Consider the following 16670-nt stretch of genomic DNA (forward strand, 5'->3'; position numbering starts at 1 on the left):
ATGGGACTGCGGGGTGCGGGCGTCGGCTTCGGCGGCGGTGCGGGCGGGGGGCCGTGGGGCCCGCGGTCATCGGTCGGGGCATGCGCCGCGGGTGGCGAGTCGGTGCAGGGCTCGGTCGGCGCGGCGGCGGCGCTGTCGGGCGGTGCCGAAGGGCACCCCGATTTCGGTGAGGGCGGCGGAGGGGAGGATGCCGGCCCGGTGGCACCAGTGGCGCCACCGGGGCCGGTACTTGCGGGCGCTGGTCACGGGGAGCGGTGCAATTCGAGTGCGTGGTCGATACCGCTCCAGTTGTCGACCCCGGCGCTCTCCAGCGCGGTCAGCCACGCGTCCCGCTGCTCCAGCTCGGCGATGCGGGCGCGGAGCCGGGCGGCTTCGGTGCGGGCGTCGTCCCGCTCGATCGCGGTCCGCGCGTACAAGTGGACCGCGTGGTCGGCGCGGGCGGCCCACGTGAGTCCGGCCGGCTGCTCGGCGGTGGTGTAGTGGTCGGCGAGCCGGCGGAATCGGTCGGAGAGCCCTTCCAGTGCTCCGCGGGCGGCGGCGAACTCCGCGGGGGTGGTGAAGCGTAGGGCGGCCTCGGCGGCGGTGCGGGCGGCCTCCAGCCAGGCGGCGCGGCGGATGCTCGCTTCGGTGAAGTGGTCGGCGCCGGGGCCGAGTGGGGTGCTCATCGGTCGCTCTCGATCTGCTCGGCGGTGTCCTGCTCGCGGGCGAGGGCGTCGGCGTGGCGGTCGAGGGCGCGGCGGGCGCTGCTGTACCCGGTGAGGAGTCCGCGCGTGGAGCGGGACAGGCCGTGGGCGGCTTCGGCGCGGTCGTGCTCGGCGGCGATCAGCGCGGCAAGCTGCCGGGTGTGTGCTTCGAGGATGATGCGGGCGGCGGCGAGGGCCTGGGCGGGGGTGCGGGTCAGGCCGCGGTCGAGGACGACATCGCGGAGTGTGGTCAGGGCCGGGTCGGGGTCGGCCGCGTTGAAGTCGAGCGCTTCGCGGACGGTGGCGGCGTCGAGGGCGCCCGGGGCGCTGGTCTGGTCGGTGAATCCGGCGCGGTCCTCACAGCTGCGGGCGATCTTGCGCAGCAGGGCCGCCGCGTCGTCGGGGCTCAAGTTCGAGGAGATGTGGACCAACCCGTCGTTCTGGATGGTCAGCATGAGGCGGTGCGTGTCGAGCGAGGCGACGGCGACGGCGTCGGGTATGCGGGCCATGTGCATGGGCTCCTGTCGGGTGGGCCCGGGGCGGTGGTGGCCCCGGGCCGGTTACGGGGTGGTCAGCGGGGGGTCTTGGCGCCGCACTCGGTGCACCTGTACCCGGGCGGGGGCGCGTCGTCGCAGTGGTCGCACGCGGCCATGGGCTGCATGAACTCGTGCGGGAGCACGGCGAAGGTGGCCATCACGCGGGCGATGCGGTCGGCGGTCCACGTGCGGCGGCCGTGGCCGCGCTCCAGCGCTCCCCACTGGTCGAGGGAGATCGTCTGGCCGGTGGCGGTCTGCCACGCGGCGAGGGCGTCGGTCCGAGTCCAGCCGCGCGCGCGGCGGAGGACGCGAAGGTTCCGCCCGAGGGTGCGCGCGAGCCAGGCGAACGGGTCGTCGTCGTCGGGCGCCGGGGCGGTGTCCTCGTCAACGTGCCGGACGGTGCCGTCCCCACGGCCGGCGTGGTCCCGGACGGCGGCCACGATCGCGGGCGCCTTCTCCGGCTCGACCAGGCCGACCGTGCGGGCGTGCTCGATGACCTCGGCGTCCGTGGGGGCGGTGGTGGTGGTGTCGGTGTGCATGGGGTTCCTTTCGGGTGCGCGCGCCCGGTTCGGTGACCGGGCGCGCGGTGGTCATGGGGTGGTCGTGGGGTGGTTCAGGCCCAGGGGTCGGTGCCGGGGGCGGTGCGTCCGGGGATGCCCCCGCTGCGCTTGGTGACAGTGGCGGTGGCACGGAGGAGGCTCGGGCCGATTTCGTCGGCGTCGATCTCGTAAACCGTGCGTTTGACACCCTCACGGTCTTCGTAGGACCTCTGCTTCAGCCGGCCTTGGACGATGACGCGCGTGCCGCGGTGAAGCGACTCGGTGACGTTCTCGGCGGCCTGGCGCCAGACGCTTACGGTGAGGAACAGGCTCTCGCCGTCCTGCCATTCGTTGGTCTGGCGGTCGAAGGTGCGGGGGGTGGACGCGATGCGGAACTTGGCGACGGCGGCGCCGGAGGGGGTGTGCCGGAGTTCGGGGTCGTCGACGAGATTGCCGACGATGGTGATGACGGTTTCGCCTGCCATCAGGCGGCCTCCTTGGTGGTGGTGCGGGCGGCGCGGTAGGCACGGGCTTGGGCGCGGGTGCATGTGAGGCACCGGCGGTATCCCTCGGTGGTCCGCGTGTTGTCGGGGGTGAAGGGGTGGCCGTGCGCGCAGTGGGTTTTGCGCGCGTTGATGGCCGAGGGGCCGCCCGACCGGAGCGTGTTGGTGCGGTGGTCGACGGCCTGCATGTGGGCGGGGTTGACGCAATCGCGGCGGCGGCACAGGTGGTCGATCTCCAGCCCAGTGGGGATGGGGCCGTGGGCCTGCTCGTAGGCGTAGCTGTGGGCGCGGACGGTGCGGGTGCCGTCCCAGAAGGCGCCGTAGTACTCGCCGAACTGCCCGGCGTCGTGGGGGCGTTTGCTGCGGGCTCCGCCGGTCCAGATGTGGCAGGGGCCGGGGGCGCCGCGGTAGAGGCTGACGGGCCCGGCGGTGTTGACCATGGCGGCGAATCGCTCGGCGGCGGTGGCGGTGGCCATGGGCACTCTCCTTCGAGTGGGTCTGCCATGCACGAACGTCTGTCGTGCATGGCAGACAGTAGCAGGGTGTGCGGGGTTCCGGGGTCCGAGGGTCCGGACCCCTACGTGGGCGGCTGTGCGTCCGTCTCCGGGCCTATCTCGGCGTCGGTGGGGGCGAGATGCCATCCCGCCTCTTCGAACGCGTGTGCGAGCCGCTGAGCCACCCTGGCGGGGTGGTGTAGAAGCTCGTCGACGGTGGCGTCGGCGAGGGCGTCCGCGATCACGGGCACGGCGGCCCGCGGCACGGCGGGGATCACGGCCGGCCGCCGGAGGTGTGCCGGGCGCGGCCGGTGCGTGCGGGCGCCTGCTGGCCGCGGGGGACCGGAGGGCGGGTCATCAGCCGCTCCACGGCGGCCCGGTTCTGCTCGTCGGCCTCGGCCTCGCGGATGCGGCGCTGGGCGGACTCGGCGGCGTGGCGCGCCCACTCGGCGGCCTCGCGCTCCGCGCGGCGGGCGTCGTCCGCGCGGGCCGCCTCGGCGAGGGTGTCGTACACCGCGACCTCCCGCCATGCGTAGCCGGCGCGGCGGTGCAGGGTCACCCGGGCGCCCTGGTTGGCGAAGATCCTCGCGGAGCGCTCCAGTCGGGGGCGGTCCTGGCCGGTGAGGACCGTGGGCTGCTCGGCGCGGCCGGGCCACGTGATGACGACCTGGTACGAGCGGGTGTTGCGGGTGCGGTCCCCGCTGGCCGGCTTCCGGTGGTAGCTGCGGGCGCTCTTGGGGGTCGGGCTCATCGCGGGGTCTCCTCGGTGGTGGTGGTGTGGGCGGCGAGGGCGGCTTCGGTGCGGGCGGCGTGCGGTTCGGACCGCACCCGTCGGCGGGTGCCCGTGCACGGCCGGCGCGGGCGGGCACGGCAGTACGGGTCCGGGCACGGGACGGCGAGGACATCGGGCAGTCCAGCGGCGGCCAGGGCCTCCCGCCGGGCGCGGTCCGGCCGGTACTGGCGCAGCTCGTCGTCGACGCTGCGGACGCTGTAGGTCCCGAGCACGCGGCGGCGGTGCTCGGCCTCCAGCGCGGCCGGCCCGGTGCTGGTGATCTCCCGGACGGTGAGGGGCGCGTGCTGGCCGGTGGCGATGGCGTCGCGGTCGGCCCGGAGGGCGGCTACGTAGGCGTCACCGTCGTCCGGGTCGATCTCGGGGTGGTCGTAGGGCTCGAACGTGTGCGTGGCGCCGCGGATGGCGGCGGTGCGGTGCGCCCACCAGGGGCGGGACACGTCGGACGCCTGGATGCGCCAGGGGGAGCGGGCGATGTGGTCGCGGACGGTGCGGGAGGCGTCCCACCCGCCCGGCGCGGTGCCCGGCACGTCGCTGAGGAGATCGCACCACGCCTCCAGCCGGTCAGCGGTGGCCCCGGGGTCGTCGAGGGTCAGCCGCGGGTCGAGACGAACCGCGTAGGCCAGCAGCGCGGCGACCTCGCGCGGCGTCATCGTCCGGCCTCGCGGGCCTCGATGGCGGCGAGGGCGGCGGCAAGGTGGTCGTGCGTGCGCTCGACGGGCGTCCGGCGGGCGGCGTCGAGGGGGATGACGTCGGCACCGACGGCGGGCCGGCGGTCGCGGACGGCCTGAAGGCGCAGGGTGTCGTACTGCTTCCTGAGCTTGACCATCGACAGGATGTTGGCGCGCCAGAAGTCGGAGTCCTGGCACCAGTCGATGGCCGCGTGGACCTGGTCCTCGGTGCGGCCGTCGCGGTCCAGCAGCAAGCGGGCCGCGGTGCGCCAGGTCTTCGTGATCGTCGGCCTCTTGCTGCCGTTCTGCTCGATGCGGTCGGCAAGGTGTGCGCAGACGCGCTCCACGTCGTCTCGTTGGGGCTCCGGATCGGGCGTGGTTTGTGCGCCAGTCGACGCGTCGTCGACGTTCGCATTACTTCCGTAGGAAGTAATTAGGGGACGGGTAGGGGACGGGGCAGCGTGACTCACGCCGTGACGCTCGTCGCTGACCTGCGGGTTTTGCGATTCCTTGGGGTCGGTTTCGTGCGCCGTCGTGTCGCCGTCGTGCTCGCGTCGTGTCGCCGTCGTGTCAATTGGCCCCTCGGGGGCGTCATCCGTCACGCCGTGACGGGGGGCGTGATCGTCGCCGTGACGAACGCCGTGACGCTCGGTCTTCTTCGCCCGCTGGCGCTCCCGGTATGCGGCGGCCCGGGCGGCGGCACCGGCCCGCTCCTCCTTCACCCGGGCGCGGGACGGGTTGTACTCCAAGTAGTCGTGGATCGCCCATCCGTCGTCGGCGGGGTCCCACAGACCCGCGGACTCCAGCTCCGCGGCGGCGGAGCGGGGGTTGCGTACCCGGGCGACGAGGGGGAGTTCGCGGGCGCTGATGCGCCCCTCGGTCAGCCCCTCGGCGGACCAGCAGAGGGCGGAGACGTACAGGCGGAAGGCGCGGTCGCTGAGTAGGGCCACCTTGCGGTGACTGGGGAATCGGTCGTCGATGCGGACCCATGGCATGTGCTTCCTGCTCCTGGTGGTGTGGGGCCCGGGGGCGAGGGTGGGTGGTCACCTCGCCCCCGGGCGGTACGGGGGGGTTACAGGCGGGCGGCGGTCAGCAGGAGGCGCACGGCGGCGGAGCCCTGCTGGACTACGACCCCGTTGCCCAGTGCGCGGAGCTGGGCGGTGCGGGAGAGTCCGGGGACAGCCGTGACGTGCCCGGATGGCAGTCCCATCAGCCACTCCACGAAAGCGGAGCTCAGGCGATTTCGATCCTCAGTTGCCCGGGGTGCGCGTCGGCCCGTGACCGCCTCCCACCTGGCGATGGCGGGGGCGTATCGGCCCCAATGCGGGCCGCCGTCGATGGCAGGGTCAGGTCGCCCTTGCTGCCGCGCGGGTTCGGGCCGCCCTTCTCCCCGTCCGAGGCGCGCGGTGTCGGCAGCAGGTGCCGAGTGGCGTCCGTGAGCGTCCGTCCGTACCCCTGCCTGTACGGCGTCCCGTCCGGCCGGAAGTTCGCCGTGTCGCGTGAGTCCGCCACGACTGGCGTCGGCAGCAGAGGGGCGAGGGAGTTGAGTGATGGCCGCACAGTGGCCCCGGGACTGTCTGACTGATTGCTCCCGTAGGCCGTCGCGGTCGGTGTTGGCAGCAGTGCCGCCACACTCGGCAGTCCGTCCGGGAATCCCCTCCCCCGGGAGTCCCTCGCCCTGGGTGTGGGCAGGCCAGGCGAGGAGGAAGAGCCTCCTGCGCTGGTGTGGGGCGCCGACGTCCGACGCGCGGACAGTGCACCACTCCGCATCGAACCCGAGGGCGGCAAGATCACTGAGGACGATGTCGAATCCGAGTCGAAGGTGCCCTGAGACGTTCTCAAAGAGTGCGATTTGGGGTCGTAGTACGCGAAGGGCACGGGCAATGTGGGGCCAGATGTGGCGTTCATCGGCGGTTCCTTTCCGGTGGCCGGCGGTGGAGAAGGGCTGGCAGGGGTAGCCGGCGGTGACGACGTCGACGGGCGGGACGGTGGTCCAGTCGACGGCCGTGAGGTCGCTGAGGTTGGGCACCTGCGGGTGGTGGTGAGCCAGGATGCGGGTAGCTCCCGGATCGGGGTCCGCCACCCACGCGAGGGTTCCCCCGACCACGCTCGTCACGGCCATGTCCAGCCCGCCGTACCCCGTGCACAGTGAACCGATCCGTAGTGGCACGTCCTCGACGGCCATCTGCCCGGGCAGCGGGGCCGGCGGCGAGGAGTCGAGCCGGCGGCGGGCCGCGTCGAGTCGGGCACTCATCACTGGCCCTCCTCGGTGCCGGCCGGCGCGGGCGGCCCGGCGGGGGCGGGGGCGAGGGCCGGCAGCACCACCGGGGCCAGGGCCCCGGACCGCCACGCCTCGGCGACCAGCTCCCGCCCGTCCACGGGAGTCCGCTTCGACTTGCGGGTGTAGGTCATGCGCATGCCCGCGGCCCGCGCGGGCTTCAGCTTCACCCCGGGCACGTCGTGCAACTCTCCGGTCGCGGGGTCCGCGTACCGGGCGACCCCCGCGGCCGTCGCCTGCGCGAGGACCTGCGCGAGAAAGGCGGGCTGCACGGCGGTCTCGATCCGGGCGGGCACGACCTTGACGGTGTGCTCGGAGGGGAAGTGGTCCCGCACCCACGCGCGGAACGCCTCGGCGTCGACGACGGCGGCCTCCGCCTCGCCGCCGGTGCGGGAGATCGACCCGACCCGGCCCGCGCCCGGCACCACGGCGTCCACCGTGGTGGTCCCCACGGCCCTGTGCTGCTGGTCGAGCATGTGCTGTACGTCGGTGCGCGCCGTCGTGTACGCGGCCTTGACCTCGTCGAGTAGGGCCCCGAGTGCGGCGACCCTGGTGACTGCGTCCCGCATCTCGGCGGGGTCCGGGCCGGCGGGCGGCGCGGTGGCCTGCTGCTGCTCGTCGCTCACGGTGCGGCCTTCTCAATCTGGGCTGCCATGCTGACCAAGAGGGCGGTCGGCGCCTTCTCGATCGTCACGCCGTACGCCTGCTGGAACTGCGCGTCGAGCCCCACCAACCCCGCGCACTCGGCGGCGGTCCTGAGCCGCTGCACGGCCTGGTCGCGGGCGGACTGCTGCTGCTGCCACGCCGACCCGGCCGGCGGCTGCTCGTACTGTGCGGCCATGGCGGCGTCGACGGTGTGCGGCGTCGCCCCGCGGGCCTCGGCCGCGGCCCGCGCCTGGCGGGCGGGCTCGCTCTGCCAGGACGCCTCACCCGCGGCGTCGGTCACCTCGTCGACGGGGGTCGGCGGCGCGGGGGCCGCGGGCGGCAAGGCGGGCCGCGCGGTCTTCTGCTGCACCTCCGCCCGTCCGGCGGGCCGCTGCTGGGCGGCGGCCCGCTTCTCCGCGGCGACCGCGTCAAGGCGGGCGAGGAAGGCGGCTGGGGCGCCGTTCTCGGCGGCGGCGGCCCGGATCTTGGCGAACTGGTGCGGGTTGTCCGCGCGGGCCGCCTCGGCGAGGTAGTCGCGGCGCGGTGCCGGCTGCTGCCGGGGCTGCTGCCGGGGCTGCTGCCGGGGCTGCTGCTCCCACGGGCCCGGCTCGGCGCGCTGCGCTTGGCGCGGCTGCTGCTGGCCCCCGCCCTTCTGCCGGCCCGCCCGGCGCTGCTCCCGCTCGGAGTTCCGCTGCTCCCGCTCGGCGCGGTGCTCCTCCGTGGGCTCCGAGTGGTGCCGGTCCCCGTCGTCGATACTGCGCCCATCCACGGGGATCATGAACAGGGTGAACAACAGGTACTTCAAGGCCGCGCTCTGGGCCTTGTTGGTGGCCTTGTCTGCGAAGTCGTTTGCTTCGCCTGGCACTTCGGCGGTGAGGCAGTCACCCGCGGGTCCGTAGACGTGGTAGCGCATGGTGATGTTGACGTGCGTCATTTTCTCGCCGCGGCGCTCGGCGCGGTGGTCGGCGATGCTCGGCAGGATGAACAAACCGTGGGCCCGCATCGGCCCGGCCATCGCCGACATGGCGTCGTCGACTCCGCGGAAGCGGTATCGCTGCTGTTGGTTCTCCTTCTCCTTGGCAACGGGCATCACGTCGCGCATGACGGCGGCGATGGCGGCGAACACGCGGGGCGTGTCGGTCGGGGTGCCCGCCGGGGCGGGCTGGTAGATCGGGGACGCAACCGCAGGGGTCAGGGCCGGGGGGTTGGGCAGGGGGAGGGGGAGGGTGGTGACGGTCATGTCGTTCTCCGGGGTGTGACCCGGAGGGGGCCGGAACGCCCCCTCCGGGGGCGGGCTACGGGGTGGTCTTGTGACGGATCAGGGCGGCGAGCCGCATCAGGCGGGTCGCGAGGGTGACCGCCTCATCGGCGGTCACGATGTCGTCGACTCCGCCCACCGGCGGCGCCAGGGCGGCGAGGGCGTCGCGGGTGCCGTCCGCCTCCGCGGCGCGCATCGCCCGGATGTGGTCCGGGGTCGTCGGGCACACGACGGCCATGTCCAGGCACAGGACGGTGCCGGCATGCGCGGACAGCAGGGCCCCGACGATGCCCGGGTTCTCCGCGTAGGCGATGGCGAGGGCGTCCAGGGTCTCGTCGACGGCCCGGCCGTGGGGGATGCGGACGGCGTCGTCGCCGTGGGTGAGCTGTACCGGGGGGATCATGCGGCCACCTCATCGGGGAGGTCGACGGCGGCGGCGGGGCGCAGGGTGCCGGTGCGGGCGTCGTACGTCGTCGGGCGCGTCCAGTCGGCGTCGGGCCGGAAGCGCTTGATGAACCGGCCGGCGGCGGTGAACTCCTCGGCGGACGCGCTGATCGGGGCTCCCTCGGCGCCGATCAGGTACACCCACCACCCGCGGCGGGGCCGGCCGGTGCCGTCGTCCAGGACGACGGGGGCGAGGGTGATGCCGCGGGTGCCGGGCACGATCGCGTCGAGCTGACGGGCGATCACCCCCGCCCGCAGGGTGGCCTTCTGGTCGGCGGCGGACGGCGCGGTGCGCACCGGGGCAACCGCGGTGGGGAGTTGCAAGGTAGGCTGGTCGTCGTGCATGGCAGTCTCCTTCGGGGTCTGCTGGGGCCGTCCGGGTCGTGTCCGGGCGGCCCTGTTTTCGTGTCAGGCGGCGGCCGGCGCGGTGCGCGCGGCCTGGTCGAGTCGGCGGACGATGTCCTCGTGCTCGGGGGAGAGTCGGCCGGCGGCGCGGTCGCGGGCGATCCGAAGCCGGGCCGCGTCGAGCACGGCGCGCGCCTCCCGGATCGCGCGGTCCCGGGGGATCACGTCGTCGCTCGTCACGGGCAGTCGCAGGTGGGCGTGGGGATGAGCAAGTCTTCGGGGGGCAGTCCGTAGGCGGCGCGCACGGCGGCGGCGACCCGGAGGGACGGGGCGCGGCGCCCGGTCACAAGTCGGTGGGCGGTGGAGACGGACACCCCGAGGCGTGCGGCGACGGCGGTGTAGTGGGTGTCCCCGTGGCCGGCGGCGGCGGCGAGGAGGCGGGTTCGGTCGTATCTGGGCATGGCGGTGGTTCCTGTCCCTCTCGACAGTCTGTCGTGCATGGCAGACATTACCACCAGTCTGTCATGCATGACAGACCCGGAAGGGGAGGCGCCCTCCGCTCCACGCCGCTACCCCGTTGACACCGTGCGTAGAGGGGCGCAGAATCGCAAGCCCGTTCGACATGCAAAGGTGCAGGTCAGGAGCGGGCGAGCCGAAGGGGGCCCGGTAGAGGTGTGCTCTGTCACGTCTGAAAGTCGCTCTGCCATGACAGACAGGCGCCGGATACTCTGCTGTCATGTCATCTGTGAAAAAGAGCCCCCCCGGCCCCGATGCCGCGAGCTTCGCCGCCTGGCTCTCCGGCGCCCTCGCCGACCGCGGCTTCGACATGACCCCCCAGGGAAGCGGGCGCCGTCGCTTCGCCGCCCTCGCGGGCATCAGCGAGTCCACGGTGGGCCGCATCCTCCGAGCGGCCCAGACCCCCCACCCCGGAAGCTTCCGCGCCATCGCCGAAGCCCTGTCGGCGACCGGCCGGCCCGTCACCATCGGGCATGTCATGGTCGCCGCAGGTTGGGCCACCGCCGAAGAGCTGGGAGCAGTCGAAGCCCCCCGGGGCCGCCTGACCTTCGACGAAGCAGCCGACGAACTTGGCATTCCTCGCACGCCGCGCGCCCGCGCGGCCCTCAGATCGATGACAGAAGCGCTCCGCGACCCCCACGAGGGAGAAGCGGAGCAGTAGCCACAGGAGGTCACCATGCCCGCGCGCACCGCCGTATCCCCCGTCCGCTACTGGATCACCGCCGCGGCCCTGGCCATCGGAGTGGCGCTCACCCTCGTGGGGGTAGCACGGGCCAGTGCAGGGGTCGCGTGGACAGGTCCCCCCCTGATCGTCGCCACCCTCACCCCCCTGTGCCTCTGGCACATCCGGCACGAGCGTGCCGCCGCGTGGGCCATCGCCGTCGACCACCTCGCCCGCGGACTCCGCACCGCGCCGACCGTCCCGCCCGACCCGCACCGCGCCGACTGCATCGTCCACGGCGCCGACTGCACCACGACCACCACGTCCACACAGGAGAAGAGGAAAGCATGACCGCAGACGAGGTCCCGGCCACGCTCCGGGGCTCATACGACGACCCCGAAAATTGGGAGCCGTGGATTGCGTACATCAGAGTATCGACGTGGAAAGAGGAGAAAATTAGCCCGGAATTGCAGGAATCCGCAATACGGGCATGGGCCAAGCGTACGCGCCGCCGAATCATCGACGTGGTCACAGACCCAGACGCGACGGGCCGAAACTTCAAACGCAAAATCATGGTCTGTATTCACCGTGTGGAAGCGCGGGAAGCGTACGGGATCGCAGTATGGAAATTCTCGCGCTTCGGACGACATGATCACGGCATCGCCATCAACCTGGCGCGCCTTGAGAATGCCGGAGGCCAACTGGCCTCGGCAACGGAAGACGTAGACGTAAGCACGGCCGTAGGCCGCTTCAATCGCGGAATCCTATTCAAGCTCGCCGTATTCGAATCCGAACGAGCGGGGGAAATGTGGAAGGACACACATCAATGGCGCCGGGCACACGGCCTCCCCGCCACCGGAGGAAAGCGCATGGGCTACATCTGGCATCCACGGCGGATACCGGACCCCAATTCCCCCGGACGCTGGATTATCCAGGATGAGCGATACCAGATAGAAGAAAGCGCCCGACCGCACATAGAAGCCCTATACGACAGGAAAATTGGCCTATCGACCGGGGTCCCCGAAGGGTATGGCTCGCTTTCCGGGTGGCTAAATCGACTCGGATACCGTACCGGCACCGGGGCAATGCTCCAGGCCAACACCCTGCGCGCCTACATGCTCGCGGGCTTCGCTGCTGGACTCCTTCGAGTACACGACCCCTCATGCGGCTGTGAATACTCCGCAAACGGAAGCACCTGCACGAATTGGATACACATTGACGGAGCGCATGAGGGGATCATTACCCCCGAGACCTTTGAGAGATTCCAAGAACACGCGCAATCCCGCCGAAAAATGCCCGTGCGCGCCCGAAGTCCGAAATACACACTCACTGGTCTCGTGCGTTGTGGCGAATGCCGCGGCGAAGGCGGGATCACATCCGTAAAGCGGGCCGCCGGACGGGTATACGGCTACGCATACCAGTGCTCTACCCGTAGCCGATCGGGCGGCACCGTGTGTAGCTCTGGGATGTGGATACACCGGTACGTCGTCGAGGACGAAGTACTCGCCTGGCTCCGCCGCAAGGTGGCCGACGACATCGACGCCGCCCCGGCCACCCCGATCGAAACCCCGACCTGGGACGGCGAGCGCGAGCGCGAGCGCGCGGCACGCGAGCGGGACCGCCTCCAGGCCGAGCACACGCAGATCGAAGGCGCCCTCGCGCGCCTCGCCGCTGACAAAGCGCTCAAACCAACCTCGTATCCGGCAGGAACCTTCGAAGCCGCGCAGGGACACCTACTCAGGCAGCACCAGGAGATAAAGGAAGCGCTCGAAGCCGCGGCGGCCGTCGCCGCGGCACCCCGGCGCGCCGACTACGCACCGATCGCTGGCCGGCTTGTTGAGCTGTGGGAGGTGATGAGCGACGCAGAGAGGAACTTCCTGCTGCGGAAGGTCGTGCGCCGCGTCGTCTGCACCCGCGGAGCGATGGGCACCAAGGGGGTAGCAGGGAGCGGGCAGACCAGGGTGGCCGTGCACGCAGTCTGGGACCCCGACCCGTGGGCCGCGGAGTCCTGAGGGACGATGCTTACTGAGCGTATCCATTGGTTTTACAGCATTTGTTGCTGGACGAGTGCGCCGAGTTCGGCGGGCACGTCCTCGACGCCCTGCGGCAACCGCTGGAGTCCGGCCGGGTGGTCATCGCCCGTAGCGCGGGGGCGGTCCGCATGCCGGCGACGTTCACCATGGTGCTCGCCGCCAACCCCTGCCCCTGCGGACGGTTCGGCCAGCGGGGCGCCGGCTGCGAGTGCCCCTCGTCCGTCGTCCGGCGCTACCAGGCCCGGTTGTCCGGGCCGCTGCTGGACCGGGTCGACCTGCGGGTCCGGGTCGAGGCGGTGACCCGGGCCGAACTCGCCGCCGTGGGGGAACGCGGCGAGTCCACCCGGACGGTCGCCGAGCGGGTGCGCGGGGCCAGGGAGCGGGCCGCCGCCCGGTACGCGGACACCCCCTGGCGGACCAACGGGCAGGTTCCCGGCCATGAGCTGCGCACCCGGTGGCGGGCCGGGCCGGGTGCCCTGGACGAGGCCGAGCAGCGGTTGGAGCAGGGGCTGCTCACCGCCCGCGGCCTCGACCGGGTGCTCCGGGTCGCTTGGACCGTGGCCGACCTCGCGGGCCACGACCGGCCGGACGCCGCCGACACGGCGCTCGCGCTCCAGCTGCGCACCGGCACCGCGGTCGGCCGCCCCCGCGTCCTCGGGGGCCGGTGATGACGGCGGACGCCGAGCGACGGGCACGGGCGGCCCTGACCCGGGCGATCGAACCGGGCGACGAGGTCGGCGGCGGTTGGCTGCGGCGGTACGGAGCGGTGGAGGTCGCCCGCCGGCTCGCCGGCACCGGCGACCCCCTGCCCGGGGTCTCGGCCCGGCGCTGGACCGGGTTGCGGTCCCGGGCCGAACGGATGTCCCCCGAGGCGGACCTGGCCCTGGCCCGGGGAGCTGGCATCCGCTTCCTGTGCCCCGGCGACCCGGAATGGCCCGCCCAACTCGACGACCTCGGGGACGCCCGCCCGATCGGCCTCTGGGTGCGCGGTACGCCGGACCTCCGGCTGTGGGCCCTGCGTTCGGTGGCCGTGGTGGGTGCCCGGGCCTGCACCGAGTACGGCGCGCACGTCGCCGCCGGGCTCGCCGCCGACCTCGCGGCCCGGGGCTGGATCGTCGTCTCCGGCGGGGCTTACGGCATCGACGGCGCCGCCCACCGGGGCACCCTCGGCCGCGGCGGCGCCACCGTGGCGGTGTTGGCCTGCGGCCTCGACCGGACCTACCCGCCGGGGCACCGCGCCCTGCTCGACCGGATCGCCGAACAGGGTTTGCTGGTGGGCGAGTTGCCGCCGGGCGACCATCCCACCGCCCGTCGTTTCGTCCTGCGCAACCGGGTGATCGCCGCGCTCACCCGGGGCACCGTCGTCGTCGAGGCCGCCGTCCGCAGCGGGGCCCTGGCCACGGCCCGCCGCGCCGGACGGCTCGGCCGGGCGGTGATGGGCGTACCGGGTCCGGTGACGAGCGCGCTGTCCGAAGGCGTCCACGAACTCCTGCGGGACCAGGCCGTTCTGGTCAACGACGCGGCCGAGGTGATCGAACTCGTCGGTGCCATGGGCGAACTCGCGCCCCCGCGGCGCGGTCCCGTGGTGCCCAGGGACCTGCTGGCCTCCGCCGCGGAGCAGGTCCTCGCCGTCCTGCCGGCCCAGGGCGCCCGCCATCCGCGGGACATCGCCCGGGCCGCGGCGACCACCGAGGACGAGGCGATCGGCCGGTTGTACGAGCTTCACTCCCTGGGGTTCGTCGAACGACACGGCGACGGCTGGCAGTTGACACGCCGAATGCGGGACGGTCCCGATCGCGCCCGGCACGGAGCGTGAGGGCCGGGCCGGGGATCACCCACAGGCGTGCCGTGACCATGTGAATCAAGGACGGAGGAGGAAGACCGAGCGTCACCCAGAGCGACGCTCGCGCCCCGCTCGGGCCACCAACGGAACGTATCTGCGCACAGATGATCCCAGAGCCTTCGCACACCGCGACACTCCAGTCACGCTACGCTCACAAGGATTCCCACCCAGTTCACGGCAGAACGGCACAAGGCGACGAATGCCCCAGCACACTTCTGGGTCCGACCGGGCAGCTGCTCCCCCCGCTGCCCACGGGAGCGTGCGGCCTCCCGCCCCTTCGACGCTCGACGAGTTGTGGAGGTCGTACAAGGAGACGGGGGACGACCGGCTGCGCGAGCAGCTGATCCTGCACTACTCGCCGCTGGTCAAGTACGTCGCCGGCCGGGTGAGCGTGGGATTGCCGTCCAACGTGGAGCAGGCGGACTTCGTGTCCTCCGGGGTCTTCGGGCTGATCGACGCGATCGAGAAGTTCGACATCGAACGGTCGATCAAGTTCGAGACCTATGCGATCACCCGCATCCGTGGCGCGATGATCGACGAGTTGCGCGCCCTGGACTGGATCCCCCGGTCGGTCCGGCAGAAGTTCCGCAACGTGGAACGCGCCTACGCCGCCCTGGAGGCCCAACTCCGGCGCACCCCCACCGAAGGCGAGGTGGCCGCCGAGATGGGCATCCCCCTGGAGGAACTGCACGGCGTCTTCAGTCAGTTGTCCCTCGCCAATGTGGTCGCCCTGGAGGAACTGCTGCACGTCGGCGGCGAGGGCGGCGGCAGCCTCAGCTTCATGGACACCCTGGAGGACACGGCAGCCGACAACCCGGTCGAGATCGCCGAGGACCGCGAGCTGCGCCGCTTCCTCGCCCGTGCCATCAACACCTTGCCCGACCGCGAGAAGACGGTCGTCACCCTCTACTACTACGAGGGCCTCACCCTGGCCGAGATCGGTCTGGTGCTCGGAGTCACCGAGAGCAGGGTCAGCCAGATCCACACCAAGTCCGTCCTCCAGCTCCGCGCCAAACTGGCCGGATTCGGTCGCTGACCGCGCCCCCGTCCCCGCCCGCCGCCACGAGGCCCCCGGGGGGCCTCGGCGACGTGCCGAAGGGGGACACGGACTCCCCTGTCGGCCGGGGCGTCCGTAGAGTGGAGGGGTGCCAAGGATTCGAGCGGCCTCCGTGGCCGAGCACCGTTCGATGCAGCGTGCCGCCCTGCTGGACGCCGCGCGGTCCCTGTTGTCCGAAGGGGGAACGGAAGCCCTGACCTTCCCCGCCCTCGCCGAGCGCACCGGACTCGCCCGGTCCTCGGTGTACGAGTACTTCAAGTCGCGCGCGGCCGTGGTCGAGGAACTGTGCGCGGTGGACTTCCCGGTCTGGGCCGCCGAGGTCGAGGGCGCGATGGCGCTCGCCGAGGGCCCCGAGGGCAAGATCGAGGCGTATGTGCGCCGCCAGCTCGACCTGGTCGGGGACCGGCGGCACCGGGCCGTCGTCGCGATCTCCGCGAGCGAGCTCGACGACGGGGCGCGGGAGAAGATCCGCGCCGCCCACGGCGGGCTGGTGACGATGCTCGCCGAAGCCCTGCGCGACACAGGCCACGACCAGCCGCGGCTCGCGGCGATGCTCCTCCAGGGCATCGTCGACGCGGCGGCCCGCCGGGTCGAGTTCGGCGCGGTGGAGGACCCCACCGAGATCGCGGACGCCGCGGTCGCCATGGCCCTGCGCGGCATCCGGGGCTGACCCCCTCCGGCGCCCGGGCCCGTCCCGGGCGGCGCTGCCGGTCACCCCGCGGGCCGGGAGGCGACGGGCACCGGCGGAGCCAGGGGCAGCAGCCGCGGCGCGGCCCCGCGCAGCAGGTGCGGCGCGAGGATCGACAGCGGGTCGAGGTAGCTCCGCTCCCGGCGCAGCCCCCAGTGCAGGCACGGATCGGGGCAGTGCGAACCGGTCGGCTCCAGGCGCCCGAGGACGTCCCCGGGCGCCACGCGGTCACCGCGCCGCACCTCGGGCCGCACCGGTTCGTGGGTGAGGCGCAGCGGCGGGGTGCCCGTGCCGCTCAGCTCCACGACGACCACGCCCCGGCCCGCGACCGGCCCGGCGTGCACCACCCGACCCGGGGCCACGGCCCGCACCGCCGCACCCGCCGCCGCGGAGAGGTCCACCCCGCGATGGCCCGCCGCGTACGGGGTGGGCGGCGGCTCCCAGCCCCGCACGACCCGGGGGCGCGGCGCCAGCGCCCAGGCCACCGCCACCACGGGCACCCCGGCCGCCGCCGGGCTCCCGGCGGGCCCGTCCCCGGAACCCGCCGCCCGCCCGTCGTGGGTCGGGCCCGCCGACCCCGGGGCGTCCGTGGTGCCGGCGAGGCCGAAGGCCCCGGTAGGCGGCGCGGGCGGCGGCCCCGTGACCACTCCCGCCCCGACCGGGACGAGCAGGACCGCCAGTGCCGA

At 73.1% G+C, this 16670-nt stretch carries 22 protein-coding genes and 3 pseudogenes; 7 read left to right on the forward strand and 18 right to left on the reverse strand.

What is annotated here, in order from left to right; all coding sequences use genetic code 11:
• Positions 1–66 precede the first annotated feature (66 nt).
• The 17 genes and pseudogenes from ACSMX9_RS22680 to ACSMX9_RS22760 all read right to left on the reverse strand — a co-directional run bounded on the left by ACSMX9_RS22680 (position 67) and on the right by ACSMX9_RS22760 (position 9647).
• Positions 67–246 (reverse strand): hypothetical protein, encoded by a 180-nt coding sequence (locus tag ACSMX9_RS22680; protein WP_445396475.1) that lies wholly within the window; start codon positions 244–246, stop codon positions 67–69.
• Positions 243–665 (reverse strand): hypothetical protein, encoded by a 423-nt coding sequence (locus ACSMX9_RS22685; protein ID WP_445396477.1) that lies wholly within the window; start codon positions 663–665, stop codon positions 243–245. The genes ACSMX9_RS22680 and ACSMX9_RS22685 overlap by 4 nt, the downstream gene beginning before the upstream one ends.
• A complete protein-coding gene (locus tag ACSMX9_RS22690) occupies positions 662–1192 on the reverse strand; it encodes a hypothetical protein (protein ID WP_445396478.1) in 531 nt (176 codons plus the stop codon). The genes ACSMX9_RS22685 and ACSMX9_RS22690 overlap by 4 nt, the downstream gene beginning before the upstream one ends.
• 62 nt (positions 1193–1254) lie before the next feature.
• Entirely contained in the window at positions 1255–1758 is a 504-nt protein-coding gene (locus ACSMX9_RS22695; protein WP_445396480.1) for a hypothetical protein, read from the reverse strand.
• Between the two features lie 107 nt (positions 1759–1865).
• Positions 1866–2243, reverse strand: a pseudogene (locus ACSMX9_RS22700) (single-stranded DNA-binding protein); the annotation flags it as partial.
• On the reverse strand, positions 2243–2737 hold the full coding sequence (locus ACSMX9_RS22705; RefSeq protein WP_445396482.1) for an HNH endonuclease signature motif containing protein: 495 nt from the start codon (positions 2735–2737) through the stop codon (positions 2243–2245). The pseudogene ACSMX9_RS22700 and the gene ACSMX9_RS22705, both read right to left, overlap by 1 nt.
• Before the next feature lie 292 nt (positions 2738–3029).
• Entirely contained in the window at positions 3030–3506 is a 477-nt protein-coding gene (locus ACSMX9_RS22710; RefSeq protein ID WP_445396484.1) for a hypothetical protein, read from the reverse strand.
• Positions 3503–4198 carry a zinc finger domain-containing protein gene (locus ACSMX9_RS22715; RefSeq protein WP_445396486.1) on the reverse strand — a complete coding sequence of 232 codons (696 nt, stop codon included), beginning with the start codon at positions 4196–4198 and terminating at the stop codon, positions 3503–3505. Before ACSMX9_RS22715 ends, ACSMX9_RS22710 begins: the two co-directional genes overlap by 4 nt.
• On the reverse strand, positions 4195–5211 hold the full coding sequence (locus ACSMX9_RS22720) for a hypothetical protein (RefSeq protein WP_445396488.1): 1017 nt from the start codon (positions 5209–5211) through the stop codon (positions 4195–4197). Before ACSMX9_RS22720 ends, ACSMX9_RS22715 begins: the two co-directional genes overlap by 4 nt.
• 77 nt (positions 5212–5288) lie before the next feature.
• Positions 5289–5426: a hypothetical protein gene (locus ACSMX9_RS22725; RefSeq protein ID WP_445403141.1), complete on the reverse strand. Its 138-nt coding sequence runs from the start codon at positions 5424–5426 to the stop codon at positions 5289–5291.
• Between the two features lie 546 nt (positions 5427–5972).
• Positions 5973–6470 (reverse strand): annotated as a pseudogene (locus ACSMX9_RS22730) (DNA cytosine methyltransferase); the annotation flags it as partial.
• Positions 6470–7120, reverse strand: coding sequence for a hypothetical protein (locus tag ACSMX9_RS22735; RefSeq protein WP_445396490.1), 651 nt, complete (start codon positions 7118–7120; stop codon positions 6470–6472). The pseudogene ACSMX9_RS22730 and the gene ACSMX9_RS22735, both read right to left, overlap by 1 nt.
• Positions 7117–8379 carry an ERF family protein gene (locus ACSMX9_RS22740; RefSeq protein WP_445396491.1) on the reverse strand — a complete coding sequence of 421 codons (1263 nt, stop codon included), beginning with the start codon at positions 8377–8379 and terminating at the stop codon, positions 7117–7119. Before ACSMX9_RS22740 ends, ACSMX9_RS22735 begins: the two co-directional genes overlap by 4 nt.
• A gap of 55 nt (positions 8380–8434) precedes the next feature.
• A complete protein-coding gene (locus ACSMX9_RS22745) occupies positions 8435–8800 on the reverse strand; it encodes a hypothetical protein (RefSeq protein WP_445396493.1) in 366 nt (121 codons plus the stop codon).
• Positions 8797–9186 carry a hypothetical protein gene (locus ACSMX9_RS22750; protein ID WP_445396495.1) on the reverse strand — a complete coding sequence of 130 codons (390 nt, stop codon included), beginning with the start codon at positions 9184–9186 and terminating at the stop codon, positions 8797–8799. Before ACSMX9_RS22750 ends, ACSMX9_RS22745 begins: the two co-directional genes overlap by 4 nt.
• Before the next feature lie 63 nt (positions 9187–9249).
• Entirely contained in the window at positions 9250–9426 is a 177-nt protein-coding gene (locus ACSMX9_RS22755; RefSeq protein ID WP_445396497.1) for a hypothetical protein, read from the reverse strand.
• Positions 9423–9647, reverse strand: a complete 225-nt coding sequence (locus ACSMX9_RS22760) for a helix-turn-helix domain-containing protein (protein WP_445396499.1) — start codon at positions 9645–9647, stop codon at positions 9423–9425. The genes ACSMX9_RS22755 and ACSMX9_RS22760 overlap by 4 nt, the downstream gene beginning before the upstream one ends.
• A gap of 275 nt (positions 9648–9922) precedes the next feature.
• On the opposite strand from ACSMX9_RS22760, the gene ACSMX9_RS22765 reads away from it, so the two are divergent.
• The 7 genes and pseudogenes from ACSMX9_RS22765 to ACSMX9_RS22795 all read left to right on the forward strand — a co-directional run bounded on the left by ACSMX9_RS22765 (position 9923) and on the right by ACSMX9_RS22795 (position 15966).
• Complete coding sequence (locus tag ACSMX9_RS22765; RefSeq protein ID WP_445396501.1) at positions 9923–10363, forward strand: hypothetical protein; 441 nt, start codon at positions 9923–9925, stop codon at positions 10361–10363.
• A 15-nt stretch (positions 10364–10378) separates the two neighbouring features.
• A complete protein-coding gene (locus ACSMX9_RS22770) occupies positions 10379–10714 on the forward strand; it encodes a hypothetical protein (RefSeq protein ID WP_445396503.1) in 336 nt (111 codons plus the stop codon).
• Complete coding sequence (locus ACSMX9_RS22775; RefSeq protein WP_445396505.1) at positions 10711–12375, forward strand: recombinase family protein; 1665 nt, start codon at positions 10711–10713, stop codon at positions 12373–12375. Before ACSMX9_RS22770 ends, ACSMX9_RS22775 begins: the two co-directional genes overlap by 4 nt.
• 41 nt (positions 12376–12416) lie before the next feature.
• Positions 12417–13064, forward strand: a pseudogene (locus tag ACSMX9_RS22780) (ATP-binding protein); the annotation flags it as partial.
• Positions 13064–14212, forward strand: coding sequence for a DNA-processing protein DprA (gene dprA, locus ACSMX9_RS22785; protein WP_445396507.1), 1149 nt, complete (start codon positions 13064–13066; stop codon positions 14210–14212). The pseudogene ACSMX9_RS22780 and the gene dprA, both read left to right, overlap by 1 nt.
• A 226-nt stretch (positions 14213–14438) precedes the next feature.
• Entirely contained in the window at positions 14439–15275 is an 837-nt protein-coding gene (gene whiG / locus ACSMX9_RS22790) for an RNA polymerase sigma factor WhiG (RefSeq protein ID WP_351248846.1), read from the forward strand.
• Positions 15276–15408: 133 nt separating this feature from the next.
• The gene (locus ACSMX9_RS22795; protein ID WP_445396509.1) at positions 15409–15966 is read left to right on the forward strand and encodes a TetR/AcrR family transcriptional regulator; all 558 of its coding nucleotides are present in this window, start codon (positions 15409–15411) and stop codon (positions 15964–15966) included.
• Between the two features lie 41 nt (positions 15967–16007).
• Here the strand turns inward: ACSMX9_RS22795 and ACSMX9_RS22800 are convergent, their stop codons facing one another.
• A complete protein-coding gene (locus ACSMX9_RS22800; protein ID WP_445396511.1) occupies positions 16008–16631 on the reverse strand; it encodes a peptidoglycan DD-metalloendopeptidase family protein in 624 nt (207 codons plus the stop codon).
• Between the last annotated feature and the right edge of the window lie 39 nt (positions 16632–16670).

This window comes from Streptomyces sp. LE64 (assembly GCF_052606915.1).